The sequence below is a fragment of the Pseudoalteromonas rubra genome, assembly GCF_001482385.1.
In the GTDB taxonomy this organism is placed as follows: Bacteria; Pseudomonadota; Gammaproteobacteria; order Enterobacterales; family Alteromonadaceae; genus Pseudoalteromonas; species Pseudoalteromonas ardens.
Map to the genome: position 1 here is coordinate 4368689 of NZ_CP013611.1, position 26014 is coordinate 4394702.

A 26014-nucleotide genomic window follows, 5' to 3' on the forward strand; every position below is an offset into this window, starting at 1 on the left:
GAGGCCAGGCATCACTGCTTGCTAAGTTGCGCTTTAATACCCAGCGTCTTATTTGCTTCTAATATGGGAGACTTGCAAAAACAGTCATCATGATGATCGTTTACCATGCCACAGGCCTGCATATGCGCATAGACTGTGGTGGGCCCAAGAAATTTAAAACCACGCTTTTTTAAATCTTTAGCAAACTGTTCGCTTATCTCTGTGGTTGCTTGATAGTCTTCGGGACTGTGAATGGTGTTTACGATTGGCGTAAAGTTGACAAATTGCCACTGATAGTAAGCAAAGCTGCCGAACTCCTGTTGAATCTCGATAAATCGTTTTGCGTTATTAATGGTGGCCTGGATCTTCAATTTATTGCGGATGATCCCGGGGTTGTCCATCAGCCTGGCCACATCGTCTTCTGTCATTGCGGCAACTTTGTGTGGCTCAAACTGATGAAACGCCGCGCGATAGTTATCACGTTTTTTTAATATGGTATACCAGCTGAGTCCTGCCTGAGCAGATTCCAGGGTAATAAACTCAAACAGCTTATTATCATTCAGTACGGGCTTTCCCCACTCTTCGTCGTGATACGCCACGTAATCAGGTTTGCTTAAATCGACCCAGTGACAACGTGTGGTCATGATATTGTCCTTAATGTGACAGTGATTAGACTTAGTGTAGCGTATTATTAATTGCTGTACAAATAAACAGTGTCAAACTTTTGAAGGCATCTTTAAGTTTTTAACTTATTGAATATAATTGCTTTTAAAGTTGGCATGGCAATTGCTTTTTTCCAGTATCTAGATTTATGAGAGCAACGTCATGGCATTAGCAAAAGTGATTAATCCACAATTTGTGCCAACCACTCAATACAACCCTTGCTTATTACAAGAAGCGTATATGGGTGAGCTGAGCGATTTGCGGCAACAGGCCAGTTGGCTGAGTCATCTGGTCGATACCATGCCTGCGGGTGTGGTGGTATTAGATGGGCAGGGTATGATAGCCAAGGCCAATCAGATAGCCATTGATATGCTGGGTGAGCCACTGGAGGGTGAAAAGTGGTTTACTATTATCCAGCGTTCCTTTTGTCCGCAGCAGGATGATGGCCATGAAGTGTCTCTCAAAGACGGACGTCTGATCAAACTCGATATTACTGCCCTGACGCCGGAGCCTGGTCAACTGATCTTGATGACGGATCTGACAGAAACGCGTCGTCTTCAGGCACGAGTTGCACACATGCAGCGTCTCAGTGCATTGGGAAAAATGGTGGCATCTTTGGCTCATCAGGTACGTACACCTTTATCTGCAGCGATGCTTTATGGTGCAAATCTGGGTAGCAGCAAGCTACCTGCACAATCACGAGATAAATTTCATACTAAACTGATGTCGCGTCTTAAAGATCTTGAAAATCAAGTTAACGATATGCTGTTGTTCGCAAAAAGTGGCGAACAGCAGGTCATTGAACGTGTGTCGATGCAACAGCTATTGAGCGAAGTCAAAGCCGGCGCAGATGCGATGGTGTCATTGCACAAAGCCGAATTGACCGTGACTTTACCTGAGCCGGATATTGAAATTCTGGGCAATAAAACTGCACTGGCAAGCGCCATTCAGAACCTGATCCACAACAGCGTGCAACACATTGGCGCCGGGGCCCAAATAGAGATTTGCGCCCAGCGCGATACCGGAACAGACACTGTACGGATCAGTGTGTCTGACAATGGTCCAGGTGTTGACCTGAGCCAGGCAAGCAAACTATTTGAACCTTTCTACACGACTAAGTCACAAGGCACAGGCCTGGGGTTAGCCGTTGTGAATTCTGTCGCCCATTCCCATAAAGGTCGGGTTGACGTTAGCAATAATGAAACCGGAGGCGCATGTTTTAGCATGTTATTGCCTATTTCCAGCGAACATTCATCATTACAGGAGGCCGTATGAGCAACAAAATTTTAGTTGTCGAAGACGATGCCGGATTGCGCGAAGCACTTATCGACACGCTTGAAATGTCGGGGTTTGAGTGCGTCGAGGCGGATAGCGCTGAACAGGCAGTGATATTGTTAAAACAACAAGTGTTTTCACTGTTGGTCAGTGACGTACAAATGGGCGCCATGAGTGGCTTAGACTTGCTCAGGACAGTGAAGCTTAACTACCCAGATTTACCTGTGCTGATGATGACGGCATACGCCACCATAGACGATGCAGTAGAGGCGATGCGTCTTGGGGCGATTGACTATATGGCAAAACCTTTTGCGCCTGAGGTATTGCTGAATATGGTTAGTCGCTACATGCCGGAAAAAGTGAAAGAAACCGATGGTCCGGTGGTGGCAGACAGTAAAAGCCTGGAGCTGCTCGAACTCGCCAAAAAAGTGGCGCGCTCAGATGCCAGCGTAATGGTGTTGGGCCCGAGTGGCTCAGGTAAAGAGGTGCTTGCTCGTTATATTCATGACCGTTCAGAGCGTGCTGATCAGCCATTTGTGGCAATTAACTGTGCTGCCATTCCCGAAAATATGCTGGAAGCGACGTTGTTTGGGTATGAAAAAGGCGCTTTTACCGGTGCGATTACAGCCTGCCCAGGTAAGTTTGAGCAAGCACAAAAAGGAACAATACTACTAGACGAAATTACGGAAATGGATTTGGGCTTGCAAGCCAAGCTATTAAGGGTATTGCAGGAACGAGAAGTCGAGCGGCTGGGTGGTCGTAAAACCATTGAGCTGGATGTGCGGGTTCTGGCAACCAGTAACCGCGACCTCAAAGAGGCGGTGAATGACGGTGTTTTCCGGGAAGACCTGTATTACCGACTGAATGTCTTTCCACTGACCTGGCTGCCATTGGCAGAGCGCAGCGGAGATATTGTCCCTCTTGCAGCGCATCTGTTACAGCGTCACTGTGACAAAGCCGGTAAAGTGACGCCTTTACTGTCTCAATGTGCTAAAGACAAACTCCTGAGCCACGCCTGGCCGGGTAACGTCAGAGAGTTAGATAATGTCGTGCAGCGGGCGCTTATTCTGCAACAAGGGGCGACCATTGCTGCTGACGATATCTTCATCGAAAACTTTGCCCCGGTGCTCACAACCGCCGTACAACAGCCAAGCACGGAACCTACTGAATTTGCCACAGGTGATCGTGAGCCTGCTGGCCAGATCACCGTGAATATGAACGAGGATGCGGAGGGGCTGAGCTACAAAGAGGAGATTCAGGATAAGGAACACCAAATTATTCTCGATACGCTGAACCGCTGCAATGGCAAGCGTAAAGATGTTGCCGAGTTACTCGGGATCAGTCCAAGAACACTCAGGTATAAGCTGGCCAGAATGCGCGATTTGGGTTTACCTGTGCCAGCCTAAGCATTTAACCATGACATCCGGGCAACCACTTGCCCGGATGAATGGCCTTCCTGTGACTGTTTAGTGGTCACTGTCAAAAATTCGACCATCCTCAATTATCTCTAAGGGTTTGTTTTTGCTTGTTTTTATATTGGCATGCTTTGTGCATTATTCAGGTTATGTATAACTCACAAAGTGAGCCAGACCATGAAAATTCAATCTACCGGACTTTATCAGGAAATGCAGGCAATGGCCTCCGAGGCCGGCCGTGTCAGACCCCAGAATCCAAACAAATTGCCTGTCCAGGCAACGGCGGCAACCTCAAGTGCCCAGTTTGGCGATTTACTCAGCGATGCACTCAATACAGTTGCAGGGCTACAGCGTGATGCCAAAGAGAAAGTGACCGCGGTTGAAATGGGTGACCGCAGCGTCTCTCTGGCAGAAGCAATGATAGCGAAAAACAAATCATCAGTGGCCTTTGATGCGACCATGCAAGTCAGAAATAAGCTGATAGAAGCATATAAAGACATCATGAGTATGCCGGTATAAACAGAGTTTAGTGGAGAGTAATCGTGGCTACCAATCAATCAACCGATCTGGCACTTGCTGATGGACAATCCGTTCCGGGAGCCGGTGCTGATGCAGATACGCAACAAGAGCAAAAATCAGGCTACTTTAGTGCTTTGAGCGGTGTTGATATGCTCCGCCAGATTACTTTGGTGATCGCACTGGCTATCTGTCTGGCAATCGCTATCTTCATCATTATCTGGGCTCGTCAGCCAGATATGCGTCCATTAGGTCAATACCCTACTGAAGAGCTGGTTCAGACACTGGACTTTCTCGATGCGCAGAAAATCGAGTATGACCTGGATGGCAATACCATCATGGTCGCAGAGTCTGACTATCAGGATATTAAACTGAGAATGGCCCGTGACGGGTTCAGCCAGGCACCGAGCAGTGGTACTGATATTCTGATGCAGGATATGGGATTTGGCGTGAGCCAACGTCTTGAACGTGAACGCCTTAAACACAGCCGGGAGCAACAGTTAGCACGTACCATCGAAGAACTACAAGATATTAACCGTGCTAAAGTCTTGCTGGCGATTCCAAAAGAAAATGTCTTTGCGCGACGCGAAAAACAGCCGTCAGCGACTGTGGTGCTGACATTAAAACGTGGCCGTACACTGGACAGTGAAGAAGTTGATTCCATTGTTGATATTGTTGCTTCAGCGGTGCAGGGCCTGACGCCGGCACGTGTCACTGTAACAGATCAGAATGGTCGCCTGCTTAATTCTGGCTCACAGGACTCTCTGGCTGCGCGCTCTCGCAAAGAATATGAAATTGAGCGTAAGCGTGAGCAGGAATATCTGGAAAAAATTGACAGCATCATGATCCCAGTGGTGGGTCTGGGTAAGTATACCGCTCAGGTTGATCTGACGATGGATTTCAGTGCGATTGAAGAAACCCAAAAACGCTTCAACCCCGACTTACCCGCGGTGCGCAGTGAGACCACCTTTGAAGAAAATAATGTCGGCGGTCTGGCTGTGGGTATCCCGGGTGCACTTACCAATCAGCCTCCAGTGAATTCCAATATTCCTGAAGTGGCAGGCCAGGGCAATGGTTCAGGTACGACACCATCACGTGTCCACAAAGAAGCCACACGTAACTATGAACTGGATACCACCATTTCACACAAGCGTCAGCAAACTGGCGTGATCCGTCGCATCAGTGTTTCAGTGGCGGTGGACTACATGAATAAGCCAGATGCTGAAGGCAATATGGTAATGACTGCGCGCTCACAGGAAGAGCTCAACAACATACGTCGTTTATTGCAAGGTGGCGTAGGCTTCGATATGCAGCGTGGTGATGCGCTGGAAGTAGTGACCGTACCTTTTGTACGTGAAAATATTCTTGAAGAGAGTGACTTGCCATTGTGGGAGCAGGAATGGTTTATGAAAACCATCCGTCTGGTCATGGGTGCTCTGGTTATCATTGTACTGATACTGGCGGTTGTCAGACCTATGCTGAAACGTCTGATTTACCCAGAAGATACACTGGAAGAGTATGATGAAGATGCGCTAACCTCAGGTGTAGACCTTGGCGACAGTACTTTAGATATGCTAAACAATGACTTTGATGAATCAGCAGTTGGCTTCTCTTCCGATGGTACATTACAATTGCCAGACTTACATGGCGATGAAGATTTGCTTAAAGCTGTCCGTGCACTGGTTGCTAACGAGCCAGAGCTGTCTTCTCAAGTAGTCAAAGCATGGTTAACTGAAGATGAGTGATGAAGAACAAAAACAACTGCCGCCGGCGTTTGATGTAGACAAACTGGATGGGGTCGATAAGGCCGCCATCCTGCTACTCAGCCTGACGGAAGAAGATGCCGCCCAAATCCTGAAGCATCTTGAACCAAAGCAGGTTCAGAAAGTGGGTATGGCGATGGCGGCGCTCGATGACTTATCGCAGGCCAAAATCAGTGCGGTACATAATCTGTTTATCGAGCAGATCCAAAGTTTCAGTACCATAGGATTCCAGTCAGAGGACTTCATTAAGAAGGCACTGACCGCAGCACTCGGTGAGGACAAAGCTGCCAGTCTGATCGACCAGATTGTGATGGGCTCCGGCGCCAAAGGTCTGGACTCTTTGAAATGGATGGACTCTAAGCAGGTAGCAAATATCATCCGTAACGAGCACCCGCAGATACAAACCATTGTACTGTCTTATCTCGAACCGGAGCAGTCTGCCGAGATACTGTCGCAGTTCCCTGAAAAAGTGCGGCTCGATTTGACAATGCGGATTGCAAACCTTGAAGAGGTTCAACCTGCGGCACTGCAAGAGCTGAACGAAATCATGGAGAAACAGTTCGCAGGTCAGGCTGGTGCGCAAGCTGCGAAAATGGGCGGCCTGAAAGCCGCAGCAGATATCATGAACTATCTGGATACAAACATCGAAGGTCAGCTCATGGATTCTATCCGTGAGCATGACGAAGAAATGTCTCAACAAATTCAGGATCTGATGTTTGTCTTTGAGAACCTCATGGATGTAGAGGACAGAGGCATTCAGGCTATTCTGCGCGAAGTACAGCAAGATGTCCTGATGAAAGCCATTAAGGGCGCCGACGATTCGCTGAAAGAGAAGATCATGAAGAACATGTCGAAGCGTGCAGCTGAAATGATGGCTGACGACCTGGAGGCAATGCCACCGGTACGGATCAGTGAAGTGGAAGCGGCGCAGAAAGAGATCCTGGCAACAGCCAGACGTCTTGCCGACTCGGGTGAAGTCATGCTCGGCGGTGGTGGTGGTGAGGAGTTCTTGTAAGCCATGGCTGAGAAGAAGTTATATCGTGGTAAGCCTGTGAGCTCAGAAGCATTGGATGAGCTACTTGAGAACTGGCCAATCCCAAATGTGGATGAGGATTTGAGTAAGTACTCCGGGCGCTCAACCGCCATGGGTACCCCACTTGAAGAGCTTTATCAACAAAAAGTCAGTCAGCCAGAGCCTGAGCCTGAGGCAGAAGAAGTCCCTATGCTCACACTTGAAGAGTTGGAGCAGATCAGACAGGACGCTTATGAAGAAGGCCTGAAACAGGGTCATGAGCAGGGCTATATAGAGGGGTTTGATAAAGGCGTTAGTGAGGGCAAAGAAGCGGGCTATAAAGAAGGAGTAACGCTTGGTAAAGAGCAAGGAATAGAAGAATCAAAGCCGCTGATTGAAGAGCGATTACATTCTTTGTCCGCGTTACTTGAAGCAACTCAAAAGCCCCTTCGCCAGATAGATGAAGCTGCCGAAAAGCAGTTATTGCAACTCGTCAATTTATTGGCAGAGCAAGTGATCTTTGAGCAAGTTAAAACCCGCCCTGAGCTCATTTTACAGGCCCTGAAGAAAGGCATTGATGCCTTACCGTTGCATGACACACAGATGCGGATCAACTTGCACCCGGAAGATTTAGCCCTGGTTAAAGAAGCCTATGGCGAAGAAACCATCGCTGAGCAACACTGGCAGTTAGTGCCAGAGCCGACGCTTGAACGCGGTGGTTGTCATATCAGAACGCCTGAATCGTCAATTGACCTGAGCCTTAAAAATCGCATCGCTGAAGTGTTGGGCAGTTTTCTGCAAGCCAGCGGTGCTGATAGCTGAACTTAAGCACAACGCGGTGTGCTGAATTGGTCGCCGCAAAAAATGTTGGAGAGATTTTTGCATAAGTGAGTTATCTGAATTTATTCACTGACAGCAAATGACCGTATCCAGTTCGACAGAGCAACCTTTGGCTGAACGCCTGCAAAAATTTCAAAAACATATCCAGCCATACGGTGTCGCCGTTGCGGGCAGTCTCACTCGGGTCGTTGGTCTCACACTTGAGGCTAAGGGTCTTAATGCCCCGGTCGGGAGCCAGTGTAAAATTGAAACTATTCGTGGCTTTGTCGATGCTGAAGTTATCGGGTTCAACCATGATACCCTCTATTTGATGCCCAATGATCATATATCAGGTGTGTTACCTGGCGCCCGTGTTATCCCGCAAATCAAAGAGGCAGGCTTGCCTGTTGGAATGACTCTGTTGGGTCGGGTTGTAGATGGCCTGGGTCGCCCGCTTGATGGGCTCGGACCGATTGAGGCTGAAACCCACCTTAAATTCGCACAGGCGGCGATTAATCCTCTGGCCAGAAGGCCAATTAAAGAACCAATGGACGTCGGCGTGCGTGCCATTAACTCCATTGTAACGGTCGGGCAAGGGCAGCGAATGGGCCTGTTTGCAGGCAGTGGTGTCGGTAAGTCCGTGCTGCTCGGCATGATGACGCGTGGCAGTGAAGCAGACGTCATTGTGGTAGGCCTGGTTGGCGAGCGGGGCCGGGAAGTAAAAGAATTTATTGATGAAATCCTCGGTGTTGAAGGGCGACAGCGCTCCGTCGTCGTCGCGGCACCGGCCGATGCATCACCCTTGATGCGATTGAAGGGGTGCGAGAGTGCGGTCACAATTGCAGAGTATTTTCGTGATCAGGGGCTGAATGTGTTGTTGCTGCTGGATTCGGTCACTCGTTATGCCATGGCGCAGCGTGAAATCGCGCTGGCGGTGGGGGAGCCACCGGCAACCAAAGGTTATCCGCCCTCCGTATTTGCCAAACTGCCGGCTTTGGTCGAACGGGCGGGTAACGGTGGGGAAGGGCAGGGGTCGATCACGGCGTTCTTCACGGTATTGAGTGAAGGGGACGATATGCAAGACCCGATTGCAGATTCAGCCCGGGCAATTCTTGATGGCCACATCGTTTTATCGCGGGAGCTGGCTGACAGTGGTCACTATCCGGCCATTGACATCGAAAAATCCATTTCACGGGTCATGCCGCAGGTGGTATCAGACAGTCACATGCAACAGGCGCGTGTGCTCAAGCAGGTTTATTCTATGTATCAGCAAAATAAAGATATGATCACATTGGGTGCCTACCAGCAAGGCAGTGACCCTATGTTGGATCAGGCCATCAATATGATGCCTAATATCAACGCCTTCTTGCAGCAAGGTATGAAAGACGTGTTGCACTATGACGAATGTCTGCAAGGTCTGGCACAACTTCTGGGACAAGGCTAATGGCAAATAACAAACTTGACTTACTGTTCAAACTTGAAAGCGAGAAAGAAGAAAAGTTACGCCTTAATTTTATTCAGGCGGAGCAAAACTTTCATGCCAATCAACAAAAACTCAATGGTCTGAATGATTTTCGTCTTGAATATAGTCAACAGCTTCATCAAAAAGCGCAGCAAGGCCTGTCGAGTGCGGGGTTTGGCCAGTATCACGCTTTCATCAGTAAGATTGAAGAGGCCATTCGGCAGCAGGCTAATACAGTTGCCACCGCTAAACGGGTGGTAGATCAGCGTCGTAAGTTATGGTTAGAGCAGCAAGTGAAAGCCAAAGCGATTGCCAAGCTGATAGAGAAAAAGGCGTTAGAGGAGCAACAAAGGCTGGCCAAAGCAGAGCAGAAAATGCTTGATGAGTTTGCGACCAATATTTTCATGCGTCGTAAGCTCGCACAATAATAAAAGGTGTCAAAAATAATCCATTAATGGCGTACTTTTTGCACTGTTAATCCAGTATATCAATTTAATCCGGTTAGCGGCGCAAACTTGCCGCACAGAAAGGTGAAAATATGGTCAATGTTTCGCTAGAAGTAGCAATCAATAACGGAGTTTCGGCGAAGGGAAAAGATCAAACGGAACAAGCGGAAGAGTCAGGATTTCTTGCCATGCTTGCCCAGGCAGAACAAGACAGCAGTGATGAAACGCCTCAGTCTGATGCGCAAAGCGCGGGTGACTATGCCCCGCTGCCAGAGGGCTTGGATCGCCGTTTAGGTCTCGATGATAGTCATTTGCCGAAAAAACAAAAAACCGCGCCGGATGAACCTTTACGGCTTGATGATTCTGAGATACCCGGCAAGGGGAGTACGGGAGCTGGTGGTGGGGCAAACACCAGTGATGCTGATGAGCTGCTTGCTCAAATTACTTCCTCCAATGCGCAAAGTACGGAGGTCGCTCACAGTTTGGCACCTGTTCCCAAAGCGCTAAAAGATTATTTGGGTAAAGAAACTCTGGTGACACCACCTGAAACGAAAAAGCCGCTCGACAACATTGGGCCCGGGCCAGTTGTACCTGCTCCTTTGGGTCAGGGGGATTTGAGTCCGACTGACGATGTTGTGGATCCTCAGCTGCAAGAGGCGACACCTAAATCTGTCACCGCAGGCACAAATGTACTTCCCGACGGCAACCAAATGAAAGGCAAAATCCAGGTGGAGAGTGTGGATGAGCTGGTTATTCATAAACGGATTGAACGCGTGGGGCCTGGTATCACACAACCCAGCGAATCATCTGGACCTGTGACTGATGAGCAGCTTGCCAAAGGCGAGGGAAAACCCGCCGGGATCCTGGATGCGTTAAAATCGGACAATGCTGAAATCAATTTGAAAGACAGTGGCAAAATACAGGCCCAGGCTAAGCCTTTGAATGCAGAGCAACCGCTTCCAGGTGCTAAACCGGTTACCACGGAAGCCTCGTCTGTACAAGCGAATCCAGTGCAAGCGACCCCTGTAAACGTTAAAGAAGCGTCACTGCAGCACGAACAAACGCCTGAACAGGTTACCGTGCATAAATCAGTGACTGAAAAAGTGCTACTCGACGGTAAAATCGTTCAGCGCCCGGTTGATCAAGTAGGCCCTGTGATAAGGGCTCCTCAGGGCGACCAGAATGAGACCAAGCTCAGTGAGCAAGCGCTGAATGAACAGAGCGAGCAGAGCGAATTCTTGCGCACTAACAAACCTCAGGTGTCAGCCGCTGATAATGTGACTAAAGCACAACAACCTGTACAACCACCTCAAGGCGCCAATGTGAACAGCACTGCGGACTTGAAAGCCATGGTTGACACACTCACTCCGCAGCAAAAGCAAACGCTTGCGGCTAATTTGCAGTCACAACTGGATAGCAAAGAACTAAGTGAGCCTGAGCATCGTGCAAAAGCCGAGCAGTTGTTGCAACAGTTGGGTGTCAAACCGTCCGGGACGATGTCTGGCAAGGCTGAAAATGTAACAACACCGGTTGTGTCAAATGCGGAGCAGCCCGACCAGGCTGAACAGGCCAAAGTATCTGATAAAGATAATAACACCGCCAGAGTAACTGATCCGATAGCGCCAGAGAGGGTCAGCAAACAGGCGGCGACAGTGAGCCAGTCTGGAGCAAATAGCCTAGATCAGAAAGCGCAAAGTAAAGATGCTCAACAGCAAACTACTGTCACCGAGTTACAAGACAGTGAACATGCTGAATTAGCCCAGCTTAAAAAAGAGGGCGGGCAGTCCGAACAGCAAAATTCACAACAGCGCAGTGCCATGCCCGCACCGGTAGAGAATATTTTTAAAGCCATTCGTAGCGAGCGCATGGATGATGGATTGAAGCATGAATTTAATGAAGTGCTGGCGCAGGTAGAGCAGGTTCGCCAGAATCAACAGGTGAATCAACAAAGCGCCGTGAATCAAAAAGCCATACAAACCGATCCTGCTGTTAGTCAGGCCATCAACATCGCCCGCAATGATGCTGTGAAAGCATTACAAGAGCGTGTGAACATGATGCTGAATATCAACAATAAAGAAGCGGAAATTCGTCTGGACCCACCCGAATTGGGCAGTATGCAGATCCGAATTCGTTCTGAAGGCGAGCAGGCTCAGGTAAACTTTGTCGTGCAAAACCAGCAAGCCAAAGAGCAGTTAGAACAGTCCATGCCAAAGCTCAGAGAGATGCTTGCTGAGCAGGGGATCCAGCTTGGAGAAAGCAATATTCAGCAGGGGCAGGGAGGAGAGCAGCAGCAGGAATCATCCCAAGGTCATGGAACACTTGCTAATAATGGCAGTGAAGCGCAAAATAACGGCCAACAATCAACGACTAGCAGACGGCAAAGTGATTCAGCAATAGATTACTATGCATAACAGCTGCTATGATTAAGGTTAAAGTGATTTAAAGAAGCGCGGATATGGCAGAAGAAAGCGATTTAGAAATAGAAGAATCTGGTGGTTCCAAGAAAAAGTTGATCATCATTATTGCCGCTGTGGTTGTTGTTTTAGGCGCAGTAGCAGGCTACTTTTTATTTGCAGGGTCAGATGACGCGCCCGAATCGCTGGCAGAAGAGACGACTGAGCAGCAAGAGCAGGCATCACAGGAAAATGCGGCGCAAACAGGCAGTGCACTGTATGTTGCCATGCCTCGTCCCTTTGTATTTAACGTACCAGGCGCCAGTCGCGACCGAATTGTACAAATTAAAGTACAATTATTGGTGCGCGGTGACGTCAACGAAGAGGTCGCAAAGAAGCATATTCCTCTGATTGAAGGGACGCTGCTAAGTGTGTTTTCGACCACAACCGCTGATGAATTGAGTACCAGCGCGGGTAAAGAGACTCTGCGCCTTGGTGCTCTGGACAAAGTTCAGGCTGCAATGGAAAGCGTTGAAGGCAGCAAGGTGGTCGAGCGCGTATTATTCACCGGTTTTGTAATGCAGTAGGAAGAGTCAGTGAGCGACTTATTATCACAAGACGAAATCGATGCCTTATTGCATGGTGTCGATGAGGTCGAAGAAGAAGAAGTCCCGGATAGTGACGATGGCGGTACCAGTAACGCCTTACAATACGACTTTTCGTCACAGGACCGTATCGTCCGTGGTCGCATGCCGACTTTGGAAATCGTTAATGAGCGATTCGCTCGGCACATGCGGATCAGTTTGTTTAACATGATGCGTCGTACTGCCGAGGTATCAATCAATGGCGTGCAGATGCTCAAGTTCGGTGAGTACATTCACACACTGTTTGTTCCGACCAGTTTGAACATGGTACGTTTTCGTCCGCTCAAAGGGACGGGATTGATCACCATGGAAGCCCGCCTGGTGTTTATCCTGGTGGATAACTTCTTTGGCGGTGATGGGCGCTACCACGCGAAAATAGAAGGGCGCGAATTTACACCAACAGAGCGGCGGATCGTTCAGATGCTGCTCAAAATCATTTTTGAAGATTATAAAGAAGCCTGGGCACCGGTTATGGATGTGTCGTTTGAATATCTCGACTCGGAAGTGAACCCGGCGATGGCGAATATCGTCTCTCCAACTGAGGTTGTGGTGATCAGCTCATTTCACATTGAGCTGGATGGCGGGGGAGGAGACTTCCACATTTCCTTACCTTATTCCATGCTTGAGCCTATTCGTGAACTGCTTGATGCGGGTGTTCAGTCTGACACTGAAGACACGGATCTGCGCTGGAGTAAGGCGCTGCGTGATGAAATTATGGATGTTGAAGTGGAGATGTCTACACAACTACTCGAAGTAGACTTATCGCTTGACCAAATCATGCAGTTAAAAGCGGGTGATATTATTCCGGTTGAGATGCCCGAGCATATCACAGTATTTGTGGAAGAACTGCCGACCTTTAGGGCTAAAATGGGGCGTTCTCGTGACAATGTGGCGCTGCAAATCAGCGAGAAGATTAAACGTCCGGAATCTGTGAAGTCAGAACTTCATGTGTTTACGAAGGGCGGCAAGAAGCTAGACTCGGATGCTGAGTTGGCAGAGTTAGAAGAAGATCTGCATCTGTCTGAAGGTGTGGATTTAGATTGGTGATGAAGAAGTTAATTAAGGTAGTCAGTGCATGAGTGATGATCAAGATACAATGGACGAATGGGCGGCTGCACTCGCAGAGGCTGAGGAAGCTGACCAGGACGGTGCTGAAGCCGAGGTTGCTGAACTGGAAGAGTTGCAAGACAGCGGCGCTTCTCTGAGCGCTGATGAAAAGCGTAAGCTCGATACGATTTTAGACATCCCGGTCACCATTTCGATGGAAGTTGGGCGCTCTAAGATCAACATACGGAACTTGCTTCAGTTGAACCAGGGGTCTGTTGTTGAACTGGACAGAGTGGCCGGTGAGCCTTTGGATGTGCTGGTCAATGGTACCCTGATTGCGCATGGCGAAGTGGTTGTTGTTAACGATAAGTTCGGTATTCGCCTGACTGACGTTATCAGTCAGGTTGAACGTATCAAAAAGCTTCGCTAACAGATCGCTAATGAGTGCTTTGATATTCTCCAGTGTGGCTGCGGTGCAGCCACCAGGCGGGCTCAGCAGTGAGTTATTGTCAGTGGGCCTGTCTTTAGCGTTTGTAGTGGTGGCAATCATTGGCCTTGCCCTGCTGGTGAAACGCTTTAACCCCAATCTGGGTAACAGCCAGGATTTTAAAGTGATCCGCAGTCTGCCGCTTGGCAGCAAAGAGCGTTTACTGATCATTGAAATAGACAACAAACAACACTTGCTGGGCGTAACACCGCACAGTATTAATTATTTATATCAGTTAGAGTCACCCTTAGAAGTGACACCCACAGCCCCGTTTGCTCAAGAACTCAGCCGCTTAATGTCTGGCGCAAATAACAATAAGAAATGAACCTATGATCCGATTTTTACTCCTTATCACAGTGTTGTGCTTTGCTCCGGGTGCTTTAGCAGACGGCATTGAGGCACTGAGTGTGACAACCAATCCGGATGGCTCTCAGGAATATTCAGTTACGCTGCAAGTGCTGGCCATAATGACGGCGCTGAGTTTTATCCCTGCCGCTGTGATTATGATGACCTCCTTTACCCGTATCATTGTGGTACTGGCGATCCTGCGTCAGGCGATTGGCTTGCAGCAATCGCCGTCTAATCAGGTATTGGTGGGGATGTCTTTGTTTCTGACCTTTTTTATTATGGCACCTATCTTTAACCAGATTAATGATCGTGCGGTTCAGCCTTACCTGAATGAAGAATTGACATCAATTCAGGCGCTTGAGCAAGCCAAGGAACCGATCAAAGCATTTATGTTATCGCAAACGCGAATAAAGGATTTGGAAACATTCGCTAAAATAGCTGGCTACGATAAGCTAGATAGCCCGGAAGATACCCCGTTTGTGGTCATTATTCCGGCATTTGTGACCAGTGAACTGCAAACCGCTTTCATTATTGGCTTTATGTTTTTCATCCCCTTCCTGATTGTGGATCTGGTGGTTGCCAGTGTACTGATGGCGATGGGTATGATGATGCTATCACCTATGATAGTGGCCTTGCCTTTTAAGATTATGTTGTTTGTGCTGGTCGATGGCTGGTCTCTGATCATGGGTACCTTGGCTCGCAGTTTTGGCTTAGGAGTGTGACATGGAACCAGAAGTTTTTGTCGATATTCTGAGTGAATCGCTTTTTATTGTGATTAAACTGGTGACCGCCATTGTACTGCCAGGCCTGATGATAGGTCTGGTTGTGGCGGTGTTCCAGGCGGCAACCTCGATTAACGAACAAACCTTAAGTTTCCTGCCCAGACTTATCGTCACCATTGTGGCCCTGATTTTCGGTGGCCACTGGATGACTCAGGTACTGATGGATTTTTTCAACCAGTTGGTGCTTCAGATCCCTGAAATCGCAGGTTAACGTGCCATGGAGTATCCCTTCGAACTCATTATTCAGGTACTCAGTGACTATATGTTGCCGTTCATCAGGATCAGCTCGATGATTATGATAATGGCTGGTTTAGGGGCACAGAGTGTCCCAACCCGTATCAAGCTTGCTATGTCAGTCGTTGTGACTGTAGCGGTTGTTCCTGCTATTCCTCAGACCCAGTTTACCGACTTATTTTCTTTCGCCATGGTTCTGGTGGTGATGCATGAAATCATAGTTGGAGTCTCAATTGGGTTTGCTTCTATTCTGCTGTTAAATACGTTTATAGTCGCGGGGCAAATTCTGGCAATGCAAACGGGATTAGGTTTTGCCTCAGTGGTCGATCCGGCCAATGGCCTGAGTGTACCGGCGGTCGGTCAGTTTTATCTGATCTTGGCGACATTGTTGTTTTTTGTTTTTAATGGCCACCTGATGATGATCAAGATGGTGGTGTATAGTTTTCAGAGCTGGCCCATTGATGGCAGCTGGTGGGTGGTTGATAATTATTGGCAGATTGTGACCTGGGGCAGCTGGCTGTTTGCGACTGCCTTGGCATTATCTTTGGCACCGCTAACCGCCATGCTATTGATCAATCTGTCATTCGGCATCATGACGCGCGCTGCACCGCAGATGAATATTTTCTCTGTGGGATTTGCTTTTACCATGGTATCGGGTTTGTTGATCATCTGGGCAACGATGGGGAACTTTGTGATCCAATACGAGTTTCAGTGGCTGAAAATGACAGAATTATTGTGTAACCTGATTGGTTGCACGGTGTAATCGAGTAGCGGGAGCAAAACGATGGCGGAAGATTCTGGTCAGGAACGTACGGAAGAACCCACAGACAAGAAAATATCGGATGCCCGTAAGAAAGGGCAGGTTGCCCGCTCAAAAGAGCTGGGTACAACATTTGTGCTCATATTTTCTGCTGTTTCATTGCTGCTGTATGGCCCGGATATTGCCAAGGGGTTGTATAACATGATGGGTCGAATGTTTACGCTGAATCGTAACGAAACCTATGACACCACCAAAATGTTTTCTGTCTGGGGGGATGCTTTTTCCGAAATCATTTTTCCGCTGAGTATGTTTGTATTGATCATTATGGTTGCAGGGATCATTGGCAATACTCTGTTAGGCGGCTTTAACTTTAGCTGGCAAGCCGCGGCACCCAAGCCAAGTAAAATGTCGCCAATGAAAGGCATTAAGCGGATGTTTGGGCCTCAGGCCGCGGTGGAATTGATTAAGTCGATCCTCAAGTTTGTGCTGGTGGCCGGGTTTGCGATATTGCTTATTAAGGTATTCTTTTACGAGATACTGCACCTTAGCATCGAGCAAATCCCGGGCAGCATTATGCACTCCCTGGAAATTCTGGCCTGGATGTTTCTGGCGCTGAGCTGCACCATGATCATTATTTCAGCGATTGATGCGCCATATCAGAGTTACAATCACCATAAACAGCTCAAAATGACGCTACAAGAGGTCAAAGATGAGTATAAGAACTCGGAAGGTGATCCTCAGATTAAAGCCCGTATTCGGCGCACACAGCGTGAAATGTCACAACGACGGATGATGCAGGAAGTGCCTGATGCCGATGTGGTGGTCACCAACCCAACGCATTACTCTGTGGCGTTAAAATACGACACGGAAAAAGCGGGTGCACCCATGGTGATTGCCAAAGGCGTTGATGAACTGGCGATGCAGATCCGTAAAATAGCCAAAGGGAATGAAGTCCCGATTGTTGAATCACCTGTTTTAACCCGCTCTTTGTATCATACGACCGAAGTGGGCGACCAAATCCCGCAAAAACTATTCACCGCCGTAGCCCAGGTGCTGGCCTACGTATTTCAATTGAAAAAGTTTAACAAGGGTCGCGGTAAGCGCCCGGTTGAATTAAGAAAAGACCTGCCCATTCCTGATGAACTGAAACACTAGTCTAGTTGGTATTAAACTTGCTTTAATGTAACTGCGTCAATAATTTGTGGTTTGTAAGTTATGGATTTTAAAGCGGTTTTACAACAGATTAATCGAGATAAAAAAGAATATGCCAAAGGGGTCGGTACACCGGTACTGGTTCTGGCTGCATTGGGCATGGTGGTCCTGCCTATGCCGCCATTTTTGCTCGATATCTTATTCTCATTCAATATCGCACTGGCCCTCGTGGTGCTGTTGGTGACGGTTTACACCATGAAACCGCTTGAATTCGGTATGTTTCCATCGGTGCTACTGATTGCGACTATTTTACGTCTGGCACTGAACGTTGCCAGTACCCGGGTGGTATTGTTGGAGGGTCATAACGGCGGTGACGCAGCCGGTAAAGTGATCGAAGCATTCGGCTCCGTTGTGATTGGCGGTAACTATGCGGTTGGTCTGGTGGTCTTCCTGATTTTAATCATCATTAACTTTGTGGTTATCACCAAAGGTGCCGGTCGTATCTCCGAAGTATCTGCACGTTTTACCCTGGATGCAATGCCGGGTAAACAGATGGCGATTGACGCAGATTTGAATGCCGGATTTATCTCCGCAGACGAAGCGAGAACCAGACGTGAAGAAGTAACTCGTGAGGCCGACTTCTATGGTTCGATGGATGGTGCCAGTAAATTCGTAAAAGGGGATGCCATCGCAGGCATCGTTATCCTGGCAATTAACATCATTGGCGGTTTATTCGTAGGTATGGTGCAGCATGATCTGTCATTTGGCCGGGCTATGGAAGTATACACCCTGTTGACCATAGGTGACGGCCTGGTTGCCCAGCTTCCTTCTCTGTTACTGTCGATTGGTACTGCGATTGTGGTGACGCGTCAGAATGAATCGCACAACATGGGTGAGCAAATGACGCAGCAGCTGGGCAATGAAAAATCTTTGTCTATCGCTGCGGGGATCCTGATTGTTATGGGACTCGTACCTGGCATGCCTCATGTTGCCTTCCTCGGTCTGGGTGCCCTGATCGGATATCTGGCTTACTACTCACATCAACAAAAAATTAAAGCACAAGAGCAGGAAGCTGAAGAATCGAAAGGTGGCGCGGTTGCGTCTCAGCAGCAGGAACAAAAAGAGCTGGGCTGGGATGATGTACAGCCAGTCGATGTAATTGGCCTGGAAGTGGGGTATCGCCTGATCCCGCTGGTTGATCAATCGCAAGGTGGTGAGCTGTTAAACCGCATCAAAGGGGTACGTAAAAAGCTATCTCAGGAACTGGGCTTTTTGGTTCCGCCTGTACATATCCGCGATAACCTGGAGCTGGATCCAAATGCATATCGTATCACTTTGATGGGTGTGGGTTCCGGAGATGGTGAGCTGAAGCATGGTGATGAGCTGGCCATCAACCCAGGTCAGGTTTTTGGTCCAATTAATGGCGTGGCGACTAAAGATCCGGCGTTTGGCTTGGAAGCGGTATGGATCAAACCAGAGCAAAAAGACGAAGCTCATTCTCTTGGCTACACAGTGGTTGATGCAGCGACGGTCGTAGCGACACATATCAGTCAGCTGTTGACTAATAACGCGTCTTTACTGCTGGGGCATGAAGAGGTGCAGAACCTGCTTGATATGCTGGCTAAGAGTCACCCTCGTCTGGTGGAAGGTCTGGTACCAGATATCCTGCCACTCACTACGATTGTAAAAGTACTGCAAAACTTGCTGAATGAAGGTGTTGCAATTCGTGATATGCGCTCCATTGTTCAGACCCTGGTTGAGTATGGCCCACGCAGTCAGGACCCGGATGTACTGACGGCAGCAGTGCGTATTTCACTGCGTCGACTGATTGTTCAGGATGCGGTCGGTGGGGCTGAAGAAATCCCTGTCATAACATTGGCGCCTGAGTTGGAACAGATGTTGCATAAGTCTCTACAGAACGCAGGTGATGAGGGGGCAGGCATAGAGCCAGGCCTTGCAGAGCGGCTTCAAGGTTCATTAAGAGAAGCCCATCAAACGCAAGAAATGCTCGGCGAGCCGTCCATCTTATTAACCTCAGGTATGTTAAGAAGTGTGCTGTCAAGATTTGTAAAACACACCATACCGGGACTGAGAGTGATGTCATATCAGGAAGTACCGGATGAGAGACAAATCAAGATAGTGAGCTCAGTTGGACAGTAGAGGACTAGAAGGGGCTGACCATGAAGATTAAACGTTTTTTTGCAAAAGATATGCGTACCGCTTTAAAAGAAGTGAAAGAAGAGCTAGGTGCAGATGCAGTGATCATGTCAAATAAAAAACTGGCAGATGGCGTTGAAATCGTCGCTGCAGTAGACAATGATCGGACACCAGCTCCACAGCCTCAGGCGGCGCAGTCAGCTCCTCAGCAAAGCGCAGCGCAGGCTGCTCCTCGTCAGGCAACCCCTGGGCAAAGTGCCCAGCACAGTTACAGTCAGCCTGCCAGAATGGTTCGTCCTCAACCGCGTCGTGCAGAGCCTCAGAAGCAGGCGCAGGTTGCAGACAGTCTTGAAGCCTTGCTTGAGCGCCAAGCCCCTCGTCCTAAGTCGCCCGAGCTTGCTTCTATGTTTTCTCAGTCTGGCATTAACACAGATGACATGTTTGGCGCTCAGCAACGTAACGAAGCACCAGCAAAAGCTGCGCCTCAGGCTGCGCGTCAACCGCGTTATGAAGCACAAAGTCATGATTTTGATAGCCGTGATGCAGCCACTTCCTGGGAATTTGGAGATGACCTTGATCAGGGCTTTGGTGACGAACCTGCGGCACAGAAAAAAACCAACGACGATGAAATGTCTTCCATGCGTGATGAAATGAACGCCATCCGTCAGCTACTTGAATTCCAGTTATCTGGATTGATGAATCAGGAAATGGCACGTCGTGATCCAACCCGCGCTTGTCTGGTTGAGCGTCTTAAAGGCATGGGAATTGGTGCGGAAGTCGCAGAGCAGATGGCTTGTTTTATCCCTGATGACGTTTCTCGAAAAGAAGCGTGGAACGCACTGCTGAATATGGTTGTCAATCAAATGCATACAACAAACAACGATATTCTGCGTCAGGGCGGTGTATATGCCATGGTCGGACCAACAGGAGTTGGTAAAACCACTACAGTTGCAAAATTGGCAGCGCTGGGCGCACAGAAATATGGTGCCGATAATGTGGCACTGATCACAACGGATACCTATCGTATCGGTGCTTACGAGCAACTGGCAACCTATGGTCGGATCATTGGCTGTCCTGTTAAGCAAGTAAAAGATGCCAATGAACTTGCAGAGGTTCTTTATCATTTACGCAATAAGCGTCTAATATTAATAGACACGGCGGGGATGAGTCAGCGTGACTTACGCTTGACGGAGCAGCTAAACACCCTGATGCGCAGTAGCCGTGTTGACATTCGCAGCTACCTGGTATTAAGTGCGACTGCTCAGATGCATGTACTGCAAGAAACCGTAAACCACTTTAAAAAAGTCAATTTAAGTGGTTGTATTTTTACAAAACTTGATGAAAGTCTAAGTTTAGGTGAGATAATTAGCATAGCGATTCAAAATCGTCTGCCAATAGGGTATCTTACCAATGGTCAGCGAGTGCCTGAAGACATTCGCGTGGCAAACGCTCAGAAGTTAGTCAAAAAGGCTGAGCAATTGTATTTAAAGAGAACAAAAGCACAACATTCGCGACGTGTACCAGTGGCGTCCCAGACAGTAGGAATGTATGATTAATACAGTTTTAGATCAAGCAAGTGGCCTGCGGAGAATGAACCAAAAAAATAACCACAGTGTAAAAGTAATCGCAGTGACTGGTGGTAAAGGTGGAGTAGGTAAAACCAATGTATCCCTCAACACTGCCATCGCGTTGGGACAGCAGGGTAATCGGGTCTTGGTGCTTGATGCTGACTTAGGTCTGGCTAACTGTGATGTCATGCTAGGTTTGAGGGTTGAGAAAAATTTATCTCATGTATTGTCCGGCGAATGCGAGCTAGACGAAATTTTGGTAGAGGGTCCGGCTGGGATCCGTATCGTGCCTGCAACGTCAGGCTCACAAAATATGGTCGAATTAACGCCTGCCGAGCACGCAGGCTTGATCCGTGCCTTCAGTGAGCTTAGCAGCGAGTTTGATATTTTAATCGTCGATACGGCGGCTGGCATTTCAGACATGGTGCTGAGTTTCTCTCGTGCTGCACAGGATGTACTGGTTGTAGTGTGTGACGAGCCGACTTCTATTACTGATGCATATGCGCTTATCAAAGTATTAAGCCGTGAACATGGCGTCTACAAGTTCAAAATTGTGGCCAATATGGTGCGCAGCTTAAGAGAAGGGCAGGAGTTATTTGCTAAGCTGTCCAAGGTTACAGACCGATTTTTAGATGTCGCTTTAGAGCTGGTTGCAACGATCCCATTCGACGAAAATATGCGTAAATCTTCACGCCGTCAAAAAACCATCGTTGAGCTTTATCCTAATTCACCTGCTGCTGTGGCATTTAGAGGCCTGGCAAGCAAAGCTGTCAAGTGGCCCATTCCCCACCAACCTTCAGGTCATTTGGAATTCTTTATTGAGCAATTGGTAAACGGTTAAAGATGGCTTCACCGGTCAACCGCATGGCGGGATATAAAACGACAGACCACCTACATAAGGTGGTGGAACGTCATACGCCTTTAGTGAAAAAGGTGGCCTGTCATTTGTTAGCCAGATTACCAGCCAGTGTTCAGCTCGATGATTTAGTCCAGTCAGGTATGATTGGACTGATAGAAGCCTGCAAAAATTTTGACGCGAGCAAAGGGGCGAGCTTTGAAACTTTTGCAGGAATTCGAATTCGTGGCGCAATGATTGACGAGATCCGCCGTGGTGACTGGGCGCCCCGCTCGGTACACAAAAACGGTCGCATGGTTGCAGAGGCCATTGCTGAGCTAGAAGCACAGCTTGGACGGGAACCAAAAGATACTGAAATCGCTGAAAAACTTGATATTACGCTAGATGAGTACCATCATATTTTACATGATGTCAATGCAAGTAAAGTGATCGGCATCGAAGACTTGGGGGTAGATGAAGACGTAATTTCTCCCGCAGGCAACGATTTTGCGCTAGACAAACCATTCAATAATGTTAAAAATGAGCGCTTTAACGAATCGTTAGTCAATGCGATCAAGACTTTACCTGAGCGCGATGCTTTGGTGTTGTCTTTGTATTATAACGATGAGATGAATTTAAAAGAGATTGGTGCGATCTTAGAGGTCAGCGAATCTCGAGTGAGTCAGATTCACGGTCAAGCAATGATCAAGCTTCGTGCGAAGATCAATGACTGGATCAATTAGAGTTAGTTTTACAATATAGGTTCAAACCTCACCGGAGGAAGTTTTGGATAAGAACATGAAAATTCTCGTGGTTGATGATTTTTCTACGATGAGAAGAATAATCAAAAACCTGCTAAGAGACTTAGGCTTTACCAATGTTCAAGAGGCTGATGATGGCAGTACGGCACTTCCAATGTTGCAAAATCAGGAATTCGACTTCGTCGTAACTGACTGGAATATGCCAGGCATGCAAGGTATCGATTTGCTTCGTGCAATTCGTGCTGATGATAAGCTTAAACACATCCCAGTACTCATGGTTACAGCGGAAGCGAAAAAAGAACAAATCGTTGCTGCTGCCCAGGCTGGAGTTAATGGTTACATCGTTAAGCCGTTTACGGCAGGCACCCTGAAAACCAAACTAGAAAAAGTGTTCGAACGTTTAGGCTAGTATTGATAAGGGTAGGCTTATGTCAACATCTTCTGTGCCACAGATAACTCTGGAACAGGCTAAACTGCTCGTTGAATACCTTGAACAAGGTGAGCAGGAAAAGGCTGATGAGATATTAATTGAGGCCACCAATAAAGAACAATCAGAGCTTTTTGCTGAAGTGGGGAAGCTAACTCGACAACTTCATGAATCGTTGAAGAATTTTGAGTTAGATACCCGTTTAGCTGATCTCACGACAGAAGCCATTCCAGATGCCAAGCAGCGCCTTAATTACGTCATGGAGATGACCGAAAGCGCTGCCAATAAAACCATGGATGCCGTAGAAGCAAGTCTTCCCTTAGCCCAAGAACTAGCCGATGAACTCTCTGAAATTAAGCCCACCTGGGACAGATTAATGAGCCGGGATATCCAGCTTGGAGAGTTCAAATCCTTGTGCCACGATCTTGACAGTTTTATGCAGTCGTCAAAAGGCCGTACAGATGAATTACAAAATCTGATGACCAATGTGTTGATGGCACAAGATTATCAAGATTTAACCGGACAGGTTATCCGGCGTGTCATTGAGTTGGTTCGTGAAGTTGAAGACAGCCTAATTCACTTGTTGACCGTATTCGGCAGCGCAGATGAAAGTCAACAAACTGCAGCCCAGCCACAGGCACAAACTACAGCCCCCGCCGTTACTGACGAGTTATCAGGTCCTGAGGGTCCAATTTTGGACGCTGAGTCTCGAGATGATGTCGTATCTGGGCAGGATGAAGTTGATGACCTGTTGTCTAGTTTGGGCTTCTAATAGGAGAGTATGCGAATGAGCTTTGAAGTCGATGAAGATATCTTACAAGACTTTCTTGTTGAAGCTGGGGAAATACTCGAACTGTTATCTGAGCAGCTTGTCGAACTAGAAAACAACCCGGAAGATAAAGAGCTGTTAAATGCGATTTTCCGTGGTTTCCATACCGTTAAAGGGGGCGCAGGCTTCCTGAGCATGACTGAGTTGGTAGACGCTTGTCACGGTGCGGAAAACGTGTTTGATGTCCTGCGTCAGGGACAGCGTCAGGTAACACCAGAATTGATGGATGTGATTTTGCAATCACTCGATACCATCAATGAAATGTTCTCGTGTATTCAAAACAGAGAGCAACCAGATCCCGCTGATCCACACTTACTGGAAGTTTTACATCAGCTCAGTCAGCCAGAATCAGCAGACGAAGTGATTACTGCCCCTGCTGTAGCAGAGCCTGAACCGGTTGTGGCGACACCCAGTGCGGATGATGTGCTGTTTGACGCACCTGCGGATCCCGTTGATGAATCTGCAAGTGACAGCGCGGACAGCATAGACGAGATTTCTGAAGAAGAATTCGAGAGCTTGCTCGATGAATTACATGGCTCAGGTAATGGACCCTCAGTTGCATCGCAAGAACCTGCCGCAACAAGTACAACACCGGCTCCATCAAGCAGCGATGATGGCGACATTACCGATGATGAATTTGACAGCTTGCTGGATGAGTTGCACGGAGTTGGGAAATTTGGTGCGACCGCAGAGCAAGCGCCAGCTGAGCAGCCGAAGGCGCCGGCCCAACCTGCTGCGTCAGAGCCGCCGAAAGCATCTGGCGGTGATGATGATGAAATCAATGATGACGAATTTGAAGCTTTACTGGATGAGTTGCACGGAAAAGGGCAAGCACCAAAATCAACGGAAGCGGAAGTAGCAGCGCCGAAAGAAGCGCCCAAAGCGCCCCCTGAACCTAAGCCAGCTGCACCTGTGGCTAAGGCACCCAGTGCACCGGCTACCAAGGCACCTGCGAAACCAGCAGCTGAGAGTAAACCTGCGGCCGATAATAAAGCCGCCGCTAAGAAACCAGCAGCACAGGCAGAAACAACCGTTCGGGTTGATACTAAGCGCCTGGATGAGATCATGAACATGGTCGGTGAGCTGGTGTTGGTGCGTAACCGGTTAGTTAGCTTGGCTAATAACTCTAACAGTGAAGCCATGGGTAAAGCCATTTCCAATCTCGATGTGGTGACCGCCGATCTTCAGGGTGCGGTTATGAAAACCCGGATGCAGCCAATCAAGAAAGTGTTTGGTCGTTTCCCCCGGGTGGTTCGAGACTTGGCTCGTAGCCTCAAGAAAGACATAAGTCTGGTACTGGAAGGGGAAGACACCGATCTGGATAAAAACCTGGTAGAGGCACTTGCGGATCCTTTGGTTCACTTGGTTCGTAACTCAGTGGATCACGGTATTGAAATGCCGGATGTTCGTGAAGCAGCAGGTAAATCAAGAACCGGTACTGTGACCTTATCAGCCTCTCAAGAGGGTGATCATATTCTACTGACCATTCGTGATGATGGTGCAGGTATGGACCCAGAGAAATTGAAGAAGATTGCGATAAGCAAAGGGGTTATCGATTCTGACCAGGCAAGTCGCTTGTCAGATAATGAGGCCTACAATCTGATCTTCGCACCAGGTTTCTCAACAAAAGAACAAATTTCTGACATCTCAGGCCGAGGTGTTGGTATGGATGTGGTCAAAACTAAAATCACCCAGTTAAATGGTTCCGTGAACATTCAGTCAGAGCTGGGTGTGGGTACCATACTGGAAATTAAAGTACCACTGACATTGGCCATTCTGCCAACATTGATGGTGATGATTGGTCAGCAAACATTTGCACTGCCGCTGGCTGGGGTTAGTGAAATATTCCACCTTGATTTGACCAAGACCAACGTGGTTGATGGTCAATTGACTATCATAGTGCGTGAAAAAGCAATCCCACTGTTTTATCTGGAGCACTGGTTAGTAAAAGGTGCCGACAGAGGCGCCAGAAAAGCAGAAGGGCATGTGGTAATCGTTCAGATGGGTACTAAGCAAGTAGGCTTTGTGGTTGACTCTCTGATAGGTCAGGAAGAAGTGGTAATTAAACCGCTTGATGCCTTATTGCAAGGTACCCCGGGTATGGCTGGTGCGACTATCACATCTGATGGTGGCATCGCGCTCATTCTGGACGTCCCCAGCATGTTAAAATATTACGCCGGCAAGTAATTGCCCGGCGCATTTATACCGACAAAGTGGTGTCTTTGACACCACTTTTCGGA

25 protein-coding genes are annotated in these 26014 nt (G+C 48.2%); 24 read left to right on the top strand and 1 reads right to left on the bottom strand.

Going from position 1 to position 26014, the window contains the following annotated elements; genetic code table 11:
* Nucleotides 1-11 precede the first annotated feature (11 nt).
* Nucleotides 12-623, bottom strand: coding sequence for a DNA-3-methyladenine glycosylase I (locus tag AT705_RS18725; protein ID WP_058797753.1), 612 nt, complete (start codon nt 621-623; stop codon nt 12-14).
* Between the two features lie 181 nt (nt 624-804).
* On the opposite strand from AT705_RS18725, the gene AT705_RS18730 reads away from it, so the two are divergent.
* The 24 genes from AT705_RS18730 (at nt 805) to AT705_RS18845 (ending at nt 25961) form a co-directional block, all read left to right on the top strand.
* Nucleotides 805-1917, top strand: coding sequence for a sensor histidine kinase (locus tag AT705_RS18730; protein WP_058797754.1), 1113 nt, complete (start codon nt 805-807; stop codon nt 1915-1917).
* Complete coding sequence (locus tag AT705_RS18735) at nt 1914-3323, top strand: sigma-54-dependent transcriptional regulator (protein ID WP_058797755.1); 1410 nt, start codon at nt 1914-1916, stop codon at nt 3321-3323. The genes AT705_RS18730 and AT705_RS18735 overlap by 4 nt, the downstream gene beginning before the upstream one ends.
* Nucleotides 3324-3509: 186 nt before the next feature.
* A complete protein-coding gene (fliE, locus tag AT705_RS18740; RefSeq protein WP_058797756.1) occupies nt 3510-3851 on the top strand; it encodes a flagellar hook-basal body complex protein FliE in 342 nt (113 codons plus the stop codon).
* Between the two features lie 20 nt (nt 3852-3871).
* Nucleotides 3872-5593, top strand: a complete 1722-nt coding sequence (gene fliF, locus AT705_RS18745; RefSeq protein ID WP_157576864.1) for a flagellar basal-body MS-ring/collar protein FliF — start codon at nt 3872-3874, stop codon at nt 5591-5593.
* On the top strand, nt 5586-6626 hold the full coding sequence (fliG, locus tag AT705_RS18750) for a flagellar motor switch protein FliG (protein WP_010385674.1): 1041 nt from the start codon (nt 5586-5588) through the stop codon (nt 6624-6626). The genes fliF and fliG overlap by 8 nt, the downstream gene beginning before the upstream one ends.
* 3 nt (nt 6627-6629) lie before the next feature.
* Nucleotides 6630-7445: a flagellar assembly protein FliH gene (gene fliH / locus AT705_RS18755; RefSeq protein WP_058797758.1), complete on the top strand. Its 816-nt coding sequence runs from the start codon at nt 6630-6632 to the stop codon at nt 7443-7445.
* Between the two features lie 97 nt (nt 7446-7542).
* The gene (gene fliI / locus AT705_RS18760; protein WP_010385676.1) at nt 7543-8886 is read left to right on the top strand and encodes a flagellar protein export ATPase FliI; all 1344 of its coding nucleotides are present in this window, start codon (nt 7543-7545) and stop codon (nt 8884-8886) included.
* Nucleotides 8886-9332: a flagellar export protein FliJ gene (fliJ, locus tag AT705_RS18765; protein WP_058797759.1), complete on the top strand. Its 447-nt coding sequence runs from the start codon at nt 8886-8888 to the stop codon at nt 9330-9332. Before fliI ends, fliJ begins: the two co-directional genes overlap by 1 nt.
* A gap of 110 nt (nt 9333-9442) precedes the next feature.
* Nucleotides 9443-11761, top strand: a complete 2319-nt coding sequence (locus AT705_RS24995) for a flagellar hook-length control protein FliK (protein WP_157576866.1) — start codon at nt 9443-9445, stop codon at nt 11759-11761.
* A 44-nt stretch (nt 11762-11805) separates the two neighbouring features.
* Nucleotides 11806-12330 carry a flagellar basal body-associated protein FliL gene (fliL, locus tag AT705_RS18775; protein WP_049864849.1) on the top strand — a complete coding sequence of 175 codons (525 nt, stop codon included), beginning with the start codon at nt 11806-11808 and terminating at the stop codon, nt 12328-12330.
* A 9-nt stretch (nt 12331-12339) separates the two neighbouring features.
* Nucleotides 12340-13434, top strand: coding sequence for a flagellar motor switch protein FliM (gene fliM / locus AT705_RS18780; protein WP_058797760.1), 1095 nt, complete (start codon nt 12340-12342; stop codon nt 13432-13434).
* 28 nt (nt 13435-13462) lie between these two features.
* Nucleotides 13463-13864, top strand: coding sequence for a flagellar motor switch protein FliN (gene fliN / locus AT705_RS18785; protein WP_010385682.1), 402 nt, complete (start codon nt 13463-13465; stop codon nt 13862-13864).
* Between the two features lie 10 nt (nt 13865-13874).
* Nucleotides 13875-14246, top strand: coding sequence for a flagellar biosynthetic protein FliO (fliO, locus tag AT705_RS18790; protein WP_058797761.1), 372 nt, complete (start codon nt 13875-13877; stop codon nt 14244-14246).
* Between the two features lie 4 nt (nt 14247-14250).
* Nucleotides 14251-14991, top strand: coding sequence for a flagellar type III secretion system pore protein FliP (gene fliP / locus AT705_RS18795; protein WP_010385684.1), 741 nt, complete (start codon nt 14251-14253; stop codon nt 14989-14991).
* Nucleotide 14992: 1 nt separating this feature from the next.
* A complete protein-coding gene (gene fliQ / locus AT705_RS18800; protein ID WP_058797762.1) occupies nt 14993-15262 on the top strand; it encodes a flagellar biosynthesis protein FliQ in 270 nt (89 codons plus the stop codon).
* A 6-nt stretch (nt 15263-15268) separates the two neighbouring features.
* On the top strand, nt 15269-16048 hold the full coding sequence (fliR, locus tag AT705_RS18805) for a flagellar biosynthetic protein FliR (protein ID WP_058797763.1): 780 nt from the start codon (nt 15269-15271) through the stop codon (nt 16046-16048).
* A 21-nt stretch (nt 16049-16069) separates the two neighbouring features.
* Nucleotides 16070-17200 (top strand): flagellar biosynthesis protein FlhB, encoded by a 1131-nt coding sequence (gene flhB / locus AT705_RS18810; protein ID WP_058797764.1) that lies wholly within the window; start codon nt 16070-16072, stop codon nt 17198-17200.
* A gap of 60 nt (nt 17201-17260) precedes the next feature.
* Nucleotides 17261-19357, top strand: a complete 2097-nt coding sequence (gene flhA / locus AT705_RS18815; RefSeq protein ID WP_058797765.1) for a flagellar biosynthesis protein FlhA — start codon at nt 17261-17263, stop codon at nt 19355-19357.
* Nucleotides 19358-19377: 20 nt separating this feature from the next.
* Nucleotides 19378-20910 (top strand): flagellar biosynthesis protein FlhF, encoded by a 1533-nt coding sequence (flhF, locus tag AT705_RS18820; RefSeq protein WP_058797766.1) that lies wholly within the window; start codon nt 19378-19380, stop codon nt 20908-20910.
* Nucleotides 20903-21763, top strand: coding sequence for a MinD/ParA family ATP-binding protein (locus tag AT705_RS18825; RefSeq protein ID WP_010385692.1), 861 nt, complete (start codon nt 20903-20905; stop codon nt 21761-21763). Before flhF ends, AT705_RS18825 begins: the two co-directional genes overlap by 8 nt.
* Before the next feature lie 2 nt (nt 21764-21765).
* Complete coding sequence (locus AT705_RS18830) at nt 21766-22500, top strand: RNA polymerase sigma factor FliA (RefSeq protein WP_010385694.1); 735 nt, start codon at nt 21766-21768, stop codon at nt 22498-22500.
* Between the two features lie 43 nt (nt 22501-22543).
* On the top strand, nt 22544-22927 hold the full coding sequence (gene cheY, locus AT705_RS18835) for a chemotaxis response regulator CheY (RefSeq protein WP_010385696.1): 384 nt from the start codon (nt 22544-22546) through the stop codon (nt 22925-22927).
* 19 nt (nt 22928-22946) lie between these two features.
* The gene (locus tag AT705_RS18840; protein WP_058797767.1) at nt 22947-23717 is read left to right on the top strand and encodes a protein phosphatase CheZ; all 771 of its coding nucleotides are present in this window, start codon (nt 22947-22949) and stop codon (nt 23715-23717) included.
* Nucleotides 23718-23732: 15 nt separating this feature from the next.
* Entirely contained in the window at nt 23733-25961 is a 2229-nt protein-coding gene (locus tag AT705_RS18845) for a chemotaxis protein CheA (protein ID WP_058797768.1), read from the top strand.
* Nucleotides 25962-26014 lie beyond the last annotated feature (53 nt).